Raw genomic sequence first — 14,467 nt, 5'->3', positions numbered from 1 at the left:
TTATTTTTTTGACGATTCATTGGTTACTATTGAAGTGATTTCCCCCTTATGCAGGCGGGTAATGATTTCATCTCCCTCATTCAAGAGAGAAGCGTTCTTTACAACTTTCCCGTTTTTCAACGTGATGCTGTAGCCGCGTGCCAGTTGTTTCTCGGGCGAAGCGTCTGCCAGCCGTTGTTGCAATAATTCCAACCGATGACGATGACCGGACAAAGAAGATGTCACAGCCTGCGCCATATCTTTCCTCTCTGCAAGCAACGCAAATTTCGCATCCGATATGTACCTGTAAGCGGCAGAAGGAATACGGTTTTTGTACGACGCCAATTTTTGATACTCTTGTGACAACAGGCTTTGAACCCCTCCATACAGACGGTCAGCCAACACATCCAGTTCATCGGCCGCATCATTCATACAATCTATCAGGAATTCCGCAGCCGCAGTAGGAGTCTTGACACGGGTATGGGCGACAGAATCGAGCACTGTATCGTCGCGCTCATGTCCGATGCCCGTTATGACAGGTAGGGGAAACTGCGCGCAAGCCGCTGCAAGCAGATAAGTATCAAAACCGGAAAGGTCGGAAGTGGCTCCACCGCCCCGGATGATAACTACTGCATCAAAACTATCCAAGCGAGAATTTATCTTATCCAAAGCGGCCAGGACAGACTCCTCTACACGCTCACCTTGCATCAACGCCGGAAAAAGTTCCGTATGGAAGTAAAAACCCCTCGCATTATTCTGCAACTGATGGCAAAAGTCACCGTATCCGGCAGCGGTTGACGAAGAAATAACGGCAATGCGTTGCGGCAAGCGGGGCATTGCCAGCTCTTTATTCAACGTAAGCACCCCTTCTTCTTCCAACTGTTTCAGAATCTCCTTGCGCCGGCGTGCCATGTCGCCCACGGTATAAGTAGGGTCTATGTCCTGCACCGTAAGGCTGTACCCGTAAAGTTCATGAAAGCTGACGGTGACCTGCACCAACACCTTGATGCCCGACACGAAAGCCTGCCCCGTAGCTTCTTCAAAATAGGGTTTCAACAGGCGGAATACATTCGACCAGACCGTTCCTCTCGCTTTGGCTATCAGGTTGTTGCTGCGAGGGTCTTTCTGCACAAACTCCAGATAGCAATGCCCGGTGCTGTTGGTGCGCACATCACTTAGCTCCGCCTGTATCCAATAGGTGTCGGGCAGGCATTGCTCCAAGCTGCGGCGCACCAGGGCATTCAGGTCGTATAGTGATAATGCATCCATGTTTTTAAAGATAAAGTATATGGTTGAGGGCTTCTGTTTTTTTACTTCTTTTGCTTGTAACTATTATACGCTTTCCAAATATCCGGTACACCGTAACCGTAGATATTATCCGGACAATCGGCACGGTCACCGGAAGAGCGGACCAGTTCAATCAGTTCTTTCGCAGTCAGCTTGGGGCATGCCTGCCATAAACAAGCTACCATACCGCACATGATAGGCGAAGAGAAAGAAGTCCCGTTCGCCTTACCCTGATTGCCGTCCGTACGGATTACGTCCGACCCCTCACCTACAGCCACTACATCCGGTTTAATCCGGTTGTCGGCGGTATTGCCGATAGAAGAGAACGGAGCCAGCAACGCCCGCTTATTCACAGCGCCTACCGTCAACACATTCTCGGCGTCTCCCGGCGGAGTTATTTTCTTCCAAGAACCCATTCCCGAATTACCCGCACTGCACACCAACACCATGCCCTTATCGGCAATGCGTGATGCCTGACGGGACATCAAGGCATGGTGTCCGTCCAAATCGCGGTATTTATAGTTTTTCGACTTATCATCGAAAGCATAATATCCCAAAGAGGTATTGATCACATCCACCCCTACACTGTCGGCAAACTCAACAGCCGCCGCCCAATAATCCTGTTCCACCAGATTCTCTGAATATTCATCCTCACTGCGAAGCAGCCAGAAAGAGGCCTCGGGTGCAGTTCCCGTCATTATTCCCGGCCGGTTCATACCAATACAGGAAAGCACACTCATCCCATGACTGCTTTCGGCAAACAAATCCGCCTGAGGGTTGACAAAATCTTTCGTTCCCAAAACGCGGATATTCTGCATCGCCGTTATCTTGTCCAGATTATGGAATCCGGCATCAATTACGGCAATCGTCATTCCTTGTCCCTTGAACCCGGCATCATGCAATTTGTCTCCATTGCTCAACTGGATTTGAGTAATGGCGGGGCCATAAATGCTGTCAGTATATATTTTGGGGGTATTGACTACCGAATCGCGTGTTGCAGACATCATCTCTCCCTTTGTTTTCGGGGCGGTCCACACTTTCTCCGCAGTGCGTACAAACGGCAATGCCGCAATACGGTCTATCAAGGCAGAGTCGTTGCAGGAAACTGTGACAAAATTCTCCCATTTACCGGTGACAATCACATTTACCCCCTGCCTGCGTATCTCATCGACATATTTGCGGCAAACGGGCAAATCGGTGGAATCAATTGCCAGATTTTGTTTCCGGCGCCTTTCAATAGCCTTTTGTGAAAGGAACTGTTCCGGACGTTCCAACGAATAAGCGGTGGCCGCCTTGTCTCTTAAACTAATACGATACTTCAACGTATCCTGTTGTGCCGAAGCGCCTGCTGCAAGCAACACTAAAGTTGAAAGAATCAACAATCTCTTTCTCATTATCTCTCTTACTTTCTATTTTTTTAGTTCTTAATCATTCAAATACATACCGATGCCGCGCTGCGAAGCGATGAACGAACCGCCTACCACCCGTTTCCCTATATAGAACACGGCAGATTGTCCGGGAGCAATGGCGGATGCGTCCGACCGGAAATGCACCAGCAGGCGTCCGTCTTCCAGACGTCTCACCGAACAAGGAATCGGCTTGCTGCGATAGCGTATGCGAACCGTCAGTTCCTTGCTTCCAAAGACCTCCGCCTCATTAATCAAACTATCCTGTTCCGCCAGCATATACTCCGCTTTCAACTGTTCGGCATCGCCCAGCATCACCGTATTCTTTTGCGGATTGATTTTCAAGACATAGGCAGGCTTGCCCAAAGCTATTTCCAGTCCCTTGCGCTGCCCGATGGTATAGTAAGGAAAGCCTTTATGCTCGCCCAGCTTCACCCCTTCCGAATTGACAAACCATCCCGGCCCTACTTCGTTGTCCATCTCCGGAGAGTGTTCGCGCAAGAAGTCCCGATAATCTCCTTTAATGAAACAAACTTCCATACTCTCCCCTTCTTCGGCTTTCAGCGTATAACCCTTGCCGCGCAAGTAGTCGCGCACCTGCAGTTTTGTATATGCTCCCAACGGAAAAAGGCAACGTCTCAAAACATCCTGCCCCAATCGCCAGAGGAAATAAGACTGGTCTTTCTTGTCGTCATCTCCCGCCACTATGTATATATTCCCGTTCAATTCTTCCAGACGGGTATAGTGTCCGGTGGCGATATACCTGCAACCCAGCTTGTCCGCCCATTCCGTAAGAATACGGAACTTAAACAGCGGATTGCACATCACGCAGGGATTAGGCGTCCGTCCTTGCCGGTATTCATCGATGAAGTTCCGTACAATCACATTGCGGAAAGCCTCGCGTTCGTCCGCCACGTAGTGTTCAATGCCCATACTCCGTGCAAGTTCGCGAGCCTCTGACGGTTCGTCTCCCCACACCCACATCGTAAGGCCGATTATCTCGTAACCTTGTTCCTGCAGCATCAAACAGGTGGCAGTACTGTCAATGCCACCACTCATGCCAACCAACACTCGCTTCTCTGCCTTGTTCATATCTTGGATATTCATCGTTTAGCTTGCAAAAATACGGGTTTTCAAGTAGAAGACAGAGAAAAGGTACGGCTTTTTAGCATGCCTTCACAAAAGAAAACCGCTATTCTCCTTTTCTTTGCTTACATTTGTACCTACGAAAGATTTACGGGTTGTACAACTCGTCACGTTCCAGTTGTACAACTCGTCATGCCCCGGTTGTACAACTCGTAAGTTTTCCGCCATAAGGGGAAAAGAACAAGACCGGCATCCCCGCAAATAACGATAAAAAATAATGAAAGGAGAAAGAAAACCATGTCAATTCCATACCTTGTAAGACAAAAAAAGAACCTGCTCAACAAGAAGAAAAGCGGACTTTGGTATGCCGTAACCCACAAGCTGCAAAAACGCGGCGGAGTAAACGAAAAAGAGTTGGGACACCTCGTTGCCATGCGGGGCGGTTTCAGCCGCGGCGTAGTGGAAGGCGTGCTGACCGCTATCAGTGAAGTGATAGAAACAGAACTGAGCAAAGGAGAATCGGTCACAATACGCGAATTCGGCTCGTTCCACCTCGCACTGGGCAGTGAAGGCTACGAACATCCGGCAGATGTTACCCCCGGCAAAGTACAGGTGTCCAAACTATACTTCGTGCCGGACCGCAACCTGATGCAACGCCTCAAAAAGACCAAAGCATTCCGTATCCCTCTCAGCAGTTACCTCCCGGCAGAGTTACTGACACCCGAGATTTTGGAAGAAGAGCGAAAAATGGAAGAACAAGGTCTTTTGTAATAGAAACGAAACACGTATGACATAAAAACACAACACATATGACTGTATCTTTGCCGCCGTAAATAAATCGACAACAACAAATTATGAAAAAAAGCGCATTGATGCTACTCATTGCTTTACTGCCATTCGCAGCAAAAGCCCAAAGTTCCTATAACAACGAGGACGGAAAAAAGATAGACAAGGACAAACTGGAAACAAAGGATTACCTGCCCGAAATACATGGAACAATCCGCGCCAAATACGAATACCAGACCACAATGGGAGCCGGACGTTTTGAAGTGCGCAACGCACGTGTCAGCTTCACCGGCAATGTATTGCCGATTGTTGCCTACAAAGCCGAAATCGACTTGTCGGACGAAGGGAACATCAAGATGCTGGATGCCTATGCACGTCTCTTTCCTGTCAAGGGGCTGACGGTGACCGCCGGACAAATGCGCGTACCGTTTACCATCGACGCCCACCGCTCGCCGCACCAGCAGTACTTCGCCAACCGTTCATTCATCGCCAAACAGGTGGGCAACGTGCGCGACGTGGGTATCACACTGGGATATACGCTGCCCACCGACCTCCCCATAACGGTGGAAGGCGGGCTTTACAACGGTTCGGGACTGACCAACCAGAAGGAATGGCACAAAGAAATAAACTACTCCGCCAAGGCCCGGTTCCTTTTCACCAAAGGTCTGAACCTGACACTGAGCGTACAAAGCATCCAGCCGGAAGAAGTACGGGTACAATCGTACGACATCGGCGCTTACTATGAGTTCAACCGTTTCCACATCGAAGGCGAGTATCTGTACAAGCAGTATTCGGACAATGCCTTCGGAGACGTACAGGCGGTGAATATATTCATCAACTACGATTTGCCCCTGCGAAAAGTTTTCAATAAAATGTCCTTCCTCTTGCGTTACGACATGATGACGGATCAAAGCGACGCCAAAACCACCGATGAAGAAACCGGCGCACTAACCGTCACCGACTACAAACGCCAACGCCTGACGGGCGGCATCACTTTCAGCCTCAGCAAAGCATTCCGCACAGACTTGCGCCTGAATTACGAGAAATACTTCTACGCCAAAAACAGCATTGCAAAAGAATCCGAACAAGACAAAATTGTACTGGAATTAATGGTGCGATTCTAAATAAAATTCCGTATATTTGGAATAAGCAAATCGATGTATGGCAAATCCGCTTATTCCGGGCATCACTGCCACAGAGCAAGACTCGTTGTATCAAAAGTTAAATGAATACAACTTGAAGAAAGCTTCTTTCAAAGAGGCGGGCGCTTATCTTGTGGTCCTGCCGAGGGCGGGACATCCCCGGTATTCCCTATGGATTTATTCTCCCTTGCCCGAAAGGCAGTCCATATTTTATCTGTTCGACCTGAACGAGGACATACACGAAACCTTACGGATAGCAAGCACCCTGTGCTATTACTCCTTGCGCCCCCTGCTCTTAGTGGAATACAACGCCAAGCGGATGCAGAACAGGGGTGACGATATTATCTCATTCGGCAAATATCGCGGGCATTATCTGCACGAAATCCTGCAAGTGGATCCCGGTTATCTCACTTGGATAGCTTTCAAGTTTACTCCCCAGATACCCAAACAGGAACGTTTCGCGCAAATCGCCCGAATATACCATTCCGTCCACATCGACATCCTGCAACGGAAAGCCAAGCAACCTCCCGCCGGACGTTTCCTCGGCAAGGAAGGGGAGAAAGTGGAGAATCTTACTTTGACTGTTCTCAGTGTCCGTCTGGAGGATGACCCCTACAAGACGCAAGTCAGAGGTACGACTCCTTATTTCTATGTCCGCCAAGTATTAAGGCTGAAAGATGCTTCCGGAAATCTTGTAACCTTCCGCGTCAACTCCCGAACCGCAAGCCGGCACTCGTGCCAACTGCCCGCTGTGGAGCACGCTTACCGGACAGACGAAGTAATACATATAGTCTCGGCACGCGTTGCCAACACATATACCATCGGCAAGAACAAATGGACACGGCTGAATTACGTGAAGCTCCACCAATAATATAATACCATTTTAAATATTGTAATACCATGAAAAAACAATCTGCACTCTGGTGCCTGTCCCTTTTATTGACGATAGGAGCATGCACCACTACATCTCCCCGGAAGGAAGCCGGAGAATGGGCCAAAGTACCCGAAATACTAAAAAATATCATACCACCCACATTTGCCGATACGGTTTACAACGTAGCCGATTACGGAGCAAAGGACGATACCACCTTCGACAGCCGGCACGCTATTCTCAAAGCTATCAACCTGTGTAATACAAATGGTGGCGGAACCGTACTCATCCCCGCCGGAAACTACTTCATCAAAGGAGCCATTACACTGAAAAGCAACATAAACCTGCACATCGCCGAGGGTGCACGTCTGGAATTCTCTACCGAAGCCGCAGACTATCTGCCCATGGTGCTGACCAAATGGGAAGGGACGGAATGTTTCAACTATTCCCCCTTCATCTACGCTTACCAATGTACAAACGTTGCAGTAACCGGCAAAGGTGTCATCGACGGCAACGGCTCGGTAACCTTCAATGACTGGCACGCCATACAAGGTCCCGCAGTGAACCGTCTGCGCCAAATGGGTATTGACTCCGTCCCGGTATACAAGCGCGTATTCGGAGAGGGGCATTATCTGCGCCCCTGCATGATACAGTTCTATGGCTGCAAGAATGTGCTGGTGGAAGATTTAAAGATATACGATTCTCCTTTTTGGATTATCCACCCGGTATTCTGTGACAACGTAACCGTACGGAATGTATACATAGACAGCAATAACTACAACAATGACGGCTGCGACCCGGAATCTTGCACCAATGTACTGATAGAAGGCATGGACTTCAACGTAGGCGATGACGGTATCGCCATCAAATCGGGACGCGACCAAGACGGGTGGCGCATCGGCCAGGCCACGGAGAACGTCATTATACGCAACTGCCACTTTGCACGCTGGGCCATCACCATCGGCAGCGAAATGTCGGGCGGAGTGCGGAATATCTATATCGAAGATTGCAAGATAGACAGTTGCCGTAACGGTATCTACTTCAAATCCAATCTGGACAGAGGCGGCTATTTCGAAAATCTGAATATGCGACGCATTGAGGCGGACGTCTGCCTGTGGGGAGTAATTAATTTCCGTACAAACTATCATGGATACCGGGGCGGCAATCACCCTACATTGTTCCGCAACATCTGCATCGAAGACGTAACCTGCAACCGGGTAGACAGCGTGGCGCTCATGGCAAACGGACTGCCCGAGGCAAAACTGTACAACATCACCCTGCGGAACATCAGCGTAAAGAAAGCGCCCAAAGCCATACAAATGGAGAATGTCGTAAACCTGACACTGGACAATGTGGTGGTAAACGGAGAAAAAGTAGCCGCTCCCTGAAACGGGGTTGCCCTTGCCCAAAGCGACTGAAGAGAGTCGGTTATCCTTTCGTTATCAATACGGTCGCATAAGCCGACATACCTTCTTCGCGTCCGGTAAAGCCCAGTTTCTCCGTAGTGGTGGCTTTTATGGAGATATCATCTTCATCAATCCCCATTACTGCGGAGAGGGTTTGCTGCATGGCGGGAATATGAGCTTTCAGCTTGGGGCGTTCGGCACAGACGGTCGCATCAATATTGCCGACAGAATAGCCTTTGGTTCCTATCAGCTCCACCGTCTTTTTCAACAATATCTTGCTATCCACATTCTTAAACTCACCTGCCGTATCCGGAAAGTGATAACCTATATCGCGCATATTAGCCGCTCCCAACAGTGCATCACAAATGGCATGTATAAGCACATCGGCATCCGAGTGCCCCAACAGACCTTTCTCATGTTCCAGACGCACGCCGCCTAACCAAAGTTCTCTACCTGCCACCAATTGGTGAACATCAAAGCCAAAGCCTACACGTATCTTCATTTTTTCTTAATTATAGAATGGATGTGTCCGCAAGCACCCGCCGGAATCAGCGAATATAGAAATCGAGTAATTTTTCTTCCCCCAAATAACCTTGCAGATGTTGCCCGATACTGACAGGTGCTACACCGGCAGGCGTACCTGTAAACAGCAAGTCACCAATCTTCAAGGTCATAAAACGGCTGACATAGGCTATTATATCGTCTATCTTGAAAAGCATATCCGCCGTATTGCCACGCTGCACTTCGCTGCCATCGATGTCGAGATGAAAATCCAGTTGCTGTAAGTCACCGCCGGCTTGTTCCAAAGAAATGAATGTGCCGACAGCCGCCGAATTATCGAATCCTTTGCAGAGTTCCCACGGATTGCCGGCTTCACGGAATTTCCGTTGCAAGTCGCGTGCGGTGAAGTCAATGCCTACTGTCACCGCATCATAATAGCGGTGCGCAAAGCGCGGAGCAATATTCTTGCCCAACCGGCAAATACGCACTACAACTTCCGTTTCATAATGAACTTCATTGGAAAAGTCGGGAACAAAGAATGGCTTGCCGTCTTTAAGAATAGCCGAATCGGGCTTCATGAAGATAACGGGTTCCCGGTTTACCTGAGTATGCCCCAGCTCTTTATTGTGCTGCGCATAGTTCATCCCTACTGCTATAATCTTCATTACTTGATTTCGTTAAAGTTCAAACGGTTAAACATAACTGCCAGATGTGCATATAATGAGGTGTTCTGGACTACTATATCTTCCGGCACCCGTATACGGAACGGGGTAAAGTTCCAAACAGCTTTAATGCCGCCTGCCACCATAGTGTCCGTTATCTTCTGTGCAATCTCGATTGGCACTGTCAGTACACCGATATTGACATCGTACTCGCGCATTTTCTTCTCAAAGTCATCGGAGTGGTAGATAGGAATACCGTTCAGGGTTGTCCCTACCAGTTCAGGGTTCACATCGAATGCCGCCACAATCTCCAGACCGAAATGGCTCAAACCGGAGTCACGCAGCAACGCGCCGCCCAAACTTCCGACACCGAAAAGAAAAGCTTTATGTATATTGGTAAATCCAAGGAAATCTTCCAGCACAGCAATCAGCGTATCTACATCATACCCCACACGCGTACGGCCTGAGATATTGACATACGACAAATCTTTTGCTATCTGAGAAGCATCAATATTGATTTCTTTGGAGATTTGAGTAGAAGAAACGAAACGCTCCCCTTTCTTTCTAAGCAACTTTACATTGGAAAGGTACCACGGAAGACGGCGCAGGGTAGGTTCCGGCACTTTCATGGAGTCTTTCTTTTGTAACTGATTGTTCATAGTCTTCCCTTTAAGTTCTCAATATTATGACTGACAAAAGTAGTGCTTTTTTTCTAATCTGTAACATATCTATGACAAAAGGTTAACATTATTTCTACCTATGATTGCAAAGTTCCCTGCAAAACCGTATTTTTGAACTCCTTTTCACAGAATATAAAATAGATATATATGGCTAAAAATTCCAAAGACAACGACTGGAAAGACAGACTGAATGTAGTGTACTCCACCAATCCCGACTTTAAATACGAGGTAGATGATGACGAAGAACAAACCACTCCCCAACCCTCCCAACAACGTCTGCGCGTACAACTGGACCGCAAAAACCGGGGTGGTAAAGTCGTAACCCTTATCACCGGCTTTGTCGGCATGGAAGACGACCTGAAAGAATTAGGCAAATTCCTCAAAAGCAAATGCGGTGTGGGCGGGAGCGCCAAAGACGGAGAAATCATTGTACAAGGTGATTTCAAACAGAAAGTACTGGAGTTGCTGAAGAAGGAAGGGTATACACAGACTAAGCCGGTGGGATGAACACACCTTATACCTGAAAATTTCAACAAAAAACGGCCGCTATGGATACCTCCATGCGACCGTTTCTATATATTTTTATTTGTACCGAATTATTCAGCGCGCAAAGTGAAACGCTTGAAGTCAACAATCTTCAATTCAGGATCGGCTTCTTTCAGCACTTCTCTTACTGTCTTCTTGGCATCCATGATATCTTCCTGATTCAGCAAGCAAACTTCTTTCAAGAATTTACCCAGACGACCTTTAGCAATGTTCTGAATCATCTGTTCAGGCAGATTTGCAGCCTTCTCAGCAGAAACAGTAGCGATAATTTCTTTTGCCTTTGCTACATCTTCAGCTGTAATCCAGCCCTTAGACATATTACTTTCCATATGATCTTCGCTGTCTACATGAGCCGGGTTAATACCTGCTTTCTTCAAAGCAGCTTCAACAGCTTTCTGCACTTGCTCAGCTTTTGTCTTTTCAATGGCAACTTCGATTTCTTTCTGCTTAACTTCTTCAGAAACACCGTCTTCATCAATAGCCAACGGATTCATGGCAGCAATCTGCATAGCTACTTGCTTAGCCAACTGTTCGTCAACATTCTTGTTGAAAGCAACGATAGTACAAAGACCGTTTCTGTTCATGTGATTATAAACAACGGTAGTTGCACCCTCTACAGTCATATAACCGTCGAGTTCCATTTTTTCACCTGTAATACCGCTACGGTCAGTTACTGCATCTTGTACAGTACCGCTACCCATCGGCAACGCTTTCACTTCATCCAAAGTCTTACACTTGTTGGCAACAGCAAGATCAAGAATTTCCTGAGTCAGTTTCACGAAGTCAGCATTCTGGGCTACGAAGTCAGTTTCACACTTCAAAGCAATGATAACTGCAAAGTCACCAGTAGTCTTAGCCAAAACGCAACCTTCAGAAGCTTCACGGTCTGAACGCTTAGCGGCAACAGCCTGTCCCTTCTTACGGATAATTTCCATTGCCTTGTCGAAATCGCCTTCAGCATCATTCAATGCATTCTTGCAGTCCATCATACCAGCACCGGTCATTTTACGGAGCTTGGTTATATCAGCCATACTTACAGCCATAATATCTTTCCTTTATATTTTAGTTAATAAATATCGTTCTAAAAAGCGAAAAAGAGCTGAGAATAGAGAATTGAGAATTGCCGTAAAGTAACTCTCAACTTTCAATTCTCAACTCTCAGTTCTATGATTAAGCCTCTTCGTCTTCCTTGATGAAAGCGGCAGCTTTGGCTGCGTTGATTGCTTCCTCGTCAGACTTATCGAGTCTTGCTTTTGTAGCTTTCTTCTTGCCTTTGTTGGCAGGAGCTTCACCGGCAGCTTCCATATCTACCTTTTCAGCCTTGCGTTCTTCCAAACCTTCCTGCATAGCTGCGCAGCAAGCATCCAAGATAACTTCTACCGATTTAGTAGCGTCATCGTTTGCCGGAATAACGAAGTCGATGTTTGTAGGATCGGAGTTAGTATCAACGATACCGAATACCGGAATACCCAAACGGTTAGCTTCACGAACTGCAATGTTCTCTTTCATTACGTCGATAACGAACAAAGCGGACGGCAGACGAGTCAGATCAGCGATAGAGCCCAAAGTCTTGTCCAATTTAGCACGTTGGCGAGAGATTTGCAGAATTTCTCTCTTAGAGAGGTTAGAATAAGTACCATCGTTAGTCAATTTATCGATAGTAGCCATCTTCTTCACAGCCTTACGGATTGTCGGGAAGTTAGTCAACATACCACCCGGCCAGCGCTCGATTACATAAGGCATATTTACAGATGCAGCCTTGTCGGCAACCACCTGCTTAGCTTGTTTTTTAGTAGCAACAAACAGGACTTTCTTTCCTGACTTAGCGATTTGCTTCAAAGCTTCAGCAGCTTCGTCTATTTTAGCAACCGTCTTGTTGAGGTCAATGATATGAATACCATTGCGTTCCATGAAGATATAAGGAGCCATTGCAGGGTTCCACTTTCTTTTCAAGTGGCCGAAGTGGCAACCGGCTTCCAATAATGTATCAAAATTTGTTCTTGACATTTTGTTTTAATCTTTAAATCGTTTACTTTCTTTTTTGTTTTTTCTAAACCAACCGCCGGGTAGCCTATCCAAATGAAGAGTCCCGGTAGTTTAGATACTAAACGCTTTTTCAGTTGAGAGTTGAGAGGTGAAAGTCGAGAATTAAGCAACTTGTCCGCCCCAACCGTTCTCTAACTCTTAACGTTTACTGAACTGGAATCTACGACGAGCTTTCGGCTGTCCCGGTTTCTTACGTTCAACAGAACGAGGATCACGAGTCATGAAACCTTCAGCGCGGAGAGCAGCCTTATCTTCAGCATTGATTTTCACCAGTGCACGAGCAATTGCAAGACGCAATGCCTGAGACTGACCGGTAAAACCACCACCGCAGAGGTTTACTTTGATGTCGTACTTTTCAGCAACACCCAGCTTGTTCAACGGTTGTTTAACTACATACTGAAGAATGCTTGATGGAAAGTACTCTGCGAGGTCTCTCTTGTTAATAGTAATCTTTCCAGTACCTTCGCTTACGAAAATACGTGCAATTGCACTTTTACGTCTGCCTAATGCATTTACTACTTCCATTATCTCTTATTTAAGTGCGTTAATATCAATCATTTTCGGGCTCTGAGCTTCATGTTTGTGCTCACTGCCTGCATAAACGTACATATTGCCCAACAATTGAGCACCCAGTTTATTCTTAGGCAACATACCCTTTACTACTTTTCTCAGCAACTTGTCATCACCGTTCGGTTTTGCCTGCAAACGAGCAGGAGTGATTTCTCTCTGACCGCCGGGATAGCCTGTATATGACAGATATACCTTGTCATTCCACTTGTTACCGGTTAATTTTACTTTGTCGGCATTGATAATGATTACATTATCGCCACAATCTACGTGAGGAGTAAAGTTTGGTTTATACTTTCCTCTCAACAGTTTCGCAACTTTTGCGCCCAGGCGACCTAATACTTGGTCTGTAGCGTCAACAATGACCCATTCTTTAGTCACTGTAGCTTTGTTTGCAGAAATGGTCTTGTAACTTAAAGTATCCACTCTTAATTGTTTTTTTAAATGTTACTACTAAATGTTTTGCTTCACCACGAATTAACCACCTCGGACAAAGGGAGATTAACTCGCTATGAATTAAATGCTTATCCTTATGAGATAATAATCGGCTTGCAAAGGTACGGATTTTCTTATAACTGGCAAACGTTTTCTTCTTTTTTTTAAATTGCACTTGGCTGATATACAACAAAAAGAAAGAGGTTGAATTCAAAATGCAAAAGCCCTATCATCCAGTCATTCAGAGGAGCTTGCGACGAAGAATCTCCTCCCTTATGTATACAGAGAAGAGATTCTTCATTGCGTTCAGAATGACAGAATGATAGGGCTTTTACATTTTGACACCACCTATCCAAAAAACGCCCGCTTATATATGCAAACGCTTATAGGCAGCGTTTTTCAAGAATTGTGTAATCAGGAACTATGTAAGAAGCATTGAATAGTCTTGAAAACCTGCTACCGGACAATATCTTCCGGGAATACCGGCGGCATATTCACCCGTTTCCATGTTTCATGAAACCACGTGTTCAGTTCATTTCCGTTCAAATCTTTTGCAATGAAATATTTCAGATACATCACACCTCCCTCACCCATTTCAAATTCAAGGACATTGTCTTTATTATCCAGCATGGGCAGATGGATATTCTTCTCGATGCTCTCTTTGTAAGCATTGCCCGATATTTGCTGATACGTGCCATATCCTGTGATAATGGCATCCGTACCCGGGCGTATCGTGAAGTTAACGATACGTCCGTCATCACTCAGTACCTTAAATGTATTACTCGGCTTCAGCATTCCGGGAATATCCGGATTCTCAGACACATAATGACACAACTGCCAAATACCTTGCAGATGCGCAGGTTCAAAAGCTGCCTTATCCTGCGCCCGGACTCCTGTTACCGCGAGCAGCACCGCTGCCAGCATGGTAAAGAAATAATTCTTTTTCATATTCGTATGATATTGGTTAACGTTATGTCATTCCTATTGACACAAATATAAAGATTTATTTTGAGAATATAACAAATTATTGCATAAAAAAAGCCCGCATAAATCAAATTTATGCGGGC

The 14,467-nt window shown here is 46.5% G+C and carries 16 protein-coding genes; 5 read left to right on the top strand and 11 right to left on the bottom strand.

The genetic code is table 11. The annotated features are described in order from the left end of the window. The 3 genes from xseA to mnmA are packed head-to-tail and all read right to left on the bottom strand — an operon-like array spanning nt 1 to nt 3,779. A complete protein-coding gene (xseA, locus tag KG118_RS15365) occupies nt 1–1,248 on the bottom strand; it encodes an exodeoxyribonuclease VII large subunit (RefSeq protein ID WP_117712195.1) in 1,248 nt (415 codons plus the stop codon). Between the two features lie 41 nt (nt 1,249–1,289). Then, entirely contained in the window at nt 1,290–2,660 is a 1,371-nt protein-coding gene (locus tag KG118_RS15360) for a S8 family peptidase (protein ID WP_117712197.1), read from the bottom strand. Between the two features lie 30 nt (nt 2,661–2,690). Beyond that, on the bottom strand, nt 2,691–3,779 hold the full coding sequence (gene mnmA / locus KG118_RS15355) for a tRNA 2-thiouridine(34) synthase MnmA (RefSeq protein ID WP_187120014.1): 1,089 nt from the start codon (nt 3,777–3,779) through the stop codon (nt 2,691–2,693). 276 nt (nt 3,780–4,055) lie between these two features. On the opposite strand from mnmA, the gene KG118_RS15350 reads away from it, so the two are divergent. The 4 genes from KG118_RS15350 (at nt 4,056) to KG118_RS15335 (ending at nt 7,945) form a co-directional block, all read left to right on the top strand. Then, nucleotides 4,056–4,529: an HU family DNA-binding protein gene (locus tag KG118_RS15350; RefSeq protein ID WP_117712200.1), complete on the top strand. Its 474-nt coding sequence runs from the start codon at nt 4,056–4,058 to the stop codon at nt 4,527–4,529. An 83-nt stretch (nt 4,530–4,612) separates the two neighbouring features. Next, nucleotides 4,613–5,668, top strand: a complete 1,056-nt coding sequence (locus tag KG118_RS15345; RefSeq protein WP_117712202.1) for a porin — start codon at nt 4,613–4,615, stop codon at nt 5,666–5,668. A 37-nt stretch (nt 5,669–5,705) separates the two neighbouring features. Further along, entirely contained in the window at nt 5,706–6,557 is an 852-nt protein-coding gene (locus KG118_RS15340) for an exodeoxyribonuclease X C-terminal domain-containing protein (RefSeq protein ID WP_117712205.1), read from the top strand. A 29-nt stretch (nt 6,558–6,586) separates the two neighbouring features. Then, complete coding sequence (locus KG118_RS15335) at nt 6,587–7,945, top strand: glycoside hydrolase family 28 protein (protein ID WP_117712208.1); 1,359 nt, start codon at nt 6,587–6,589, stop codon at nt 7,943–7,945. Nucleotides 7,946–7,985: 40 nt separating this feature from the next. Here KG118_RS15335 and ispF read toward each other — a convergent pair whose 3' ends face one another. From ispF to KG118_RS15320, 3 genes are read right to left on the bottom strand one after another with little or no spacing between them, the layout of a single operon-like run. Next, nucleotides 7,986–8,465: a 2-C-methyl-D-erythritol 2,4-cyclodiphosphate synthase gene (gene ispF / locus KG118_RS15330; protein ID WP_117712210.1), complete on the bottom strand. Its 480-nt coding sequence runs from the start codon at nt 8,463–8,465 to the stop codon at nt 7,986–7,988. Nucleotides 8,466–8,511: 46 nt separating this feature from the next. Beyond that, nucleotides 8,512–9,129, bottom strand: a complete 618-nt coding sequence (locus KG118_RS15325; RefSeq protein WP_117712211.1) for a fumarylacetoacetate hydrolase family protein — start codon at nt 9,127–9,129, stop codon at nt 8,512–8,514. Continuing rightward, the gene (locus KG118_RS15320) at nt 9,129–9,785 is read right to left on the bottom strand and encodes a redox-sensing transcriptional repressor Rex (RefSeq protein WP_117712213.1); all 657 of its coding nucleotides are present in this window, start codon (nt 9,783–9,785) and stop codon (nt 9,129–9,131) included. The genes KG118_RS15325 and KG118_RS15320 overlap by 1 nt, the downstream gene beginning before the upstream one ends. Before the next feature lie 168 nt (nt 9,786–9,953). On the opposite strand from KG118_RS15320, the gene KG118_RS15315 reads away from it, so the two are divergent. Continuing rightward, nucleotides 9,954–10,313, top strand: a complete 360-nt coding sequence (locus KG118_RS15315) for a translation initiation factor (RefSeq protein WP_117712215.1) — start codon at nt 9,954–9,956, stop codon at nt 10,311–10,313. A gap of 89 nt (nt 10,314–10,402) precedes the next feature. On the opposite strand, the gene tsf is transcribed toward KG118_RS15315, so the two are convergent. From tsf to KG118_RS15290, 5 genes are all read right to left on the bottom strand, one after another. Further along, the gene (gene tsf, locus KG118_RS15310; RefSeq protein ID WP_117712217.1) at nt 10,403–11,395 is read right to left on the bottom strand and encodes a translation elongation factor Ts; all 993 of its coding nucleotides are present in this window, start codon (nt 11,393–11,395) and stop codon (nt 10,403–10,405) included. Nucleotides 11,396–11,522: 127 nt separating this feature from the next. Further along, nucleotides 11,523–12,359, bottom strand: coding sequence for a 30S ribosomal protein S2 (rpsB, locus tag KG118_RS15305; protein WP_005658322.1), 837 nt, complete (start codon nt 12,357–12,359; stop codon nt 11,523–11,525). Between the two features lie 177 nt (nt 12,360–12,536). Further along, nucleotides 12,537–12,923, bottom strand: coding sequence for a 30S ribosomal protein S9 (gene rpsI, locus KG118_RS15300; protein WP_004288304.1), 387 nt, complete (start codon nt 12,921–12,923; stop codon nt 12,537–12,539). Between the two features lie 6 nt (nt 12,924–12,929). Continuing rightward, nucleotides 12,930–13,391, bottom strand: a complete 462-nt coding sequence (gene rplM, locus KG118_RS15295) for a 50S ribosomal protein L13 (protein ID WP_004288303.1) — start codon at nt 13,389–13,391, stop codon at nt 12,930–12,932. A 465-nt stretch (nt 13,392–13,856) separates the two neighbouring features. Continuing rightward, nucleotides 13,857–14,348: a DUF4488 domain-containing protein gene (locus KG118_RS15290; RefSeq protein WP_117712220.1), complete on the bottom strand. Its 492-nt coding sequence runs from the start codon at nt 14,346–14,348 to the stop codon at nt 13,857–13,859. Nucleotides 14,349–14,467: the final 119 nt, after the last annotated feature.

This window comes from Bacteroides propionicigenes, assembly GCF_018390535.1.
GTDB lineage: Bacteria > Bacteroidota > Bacteroidia > Bacteroidales > Bacteroidaceae > Bacteroides > Bacteroides propionicigenes.
Note: the sequence above shows the minus strand (reverse complement) of the source record. Positions and strands in the feature narration are given on the sequence as shown.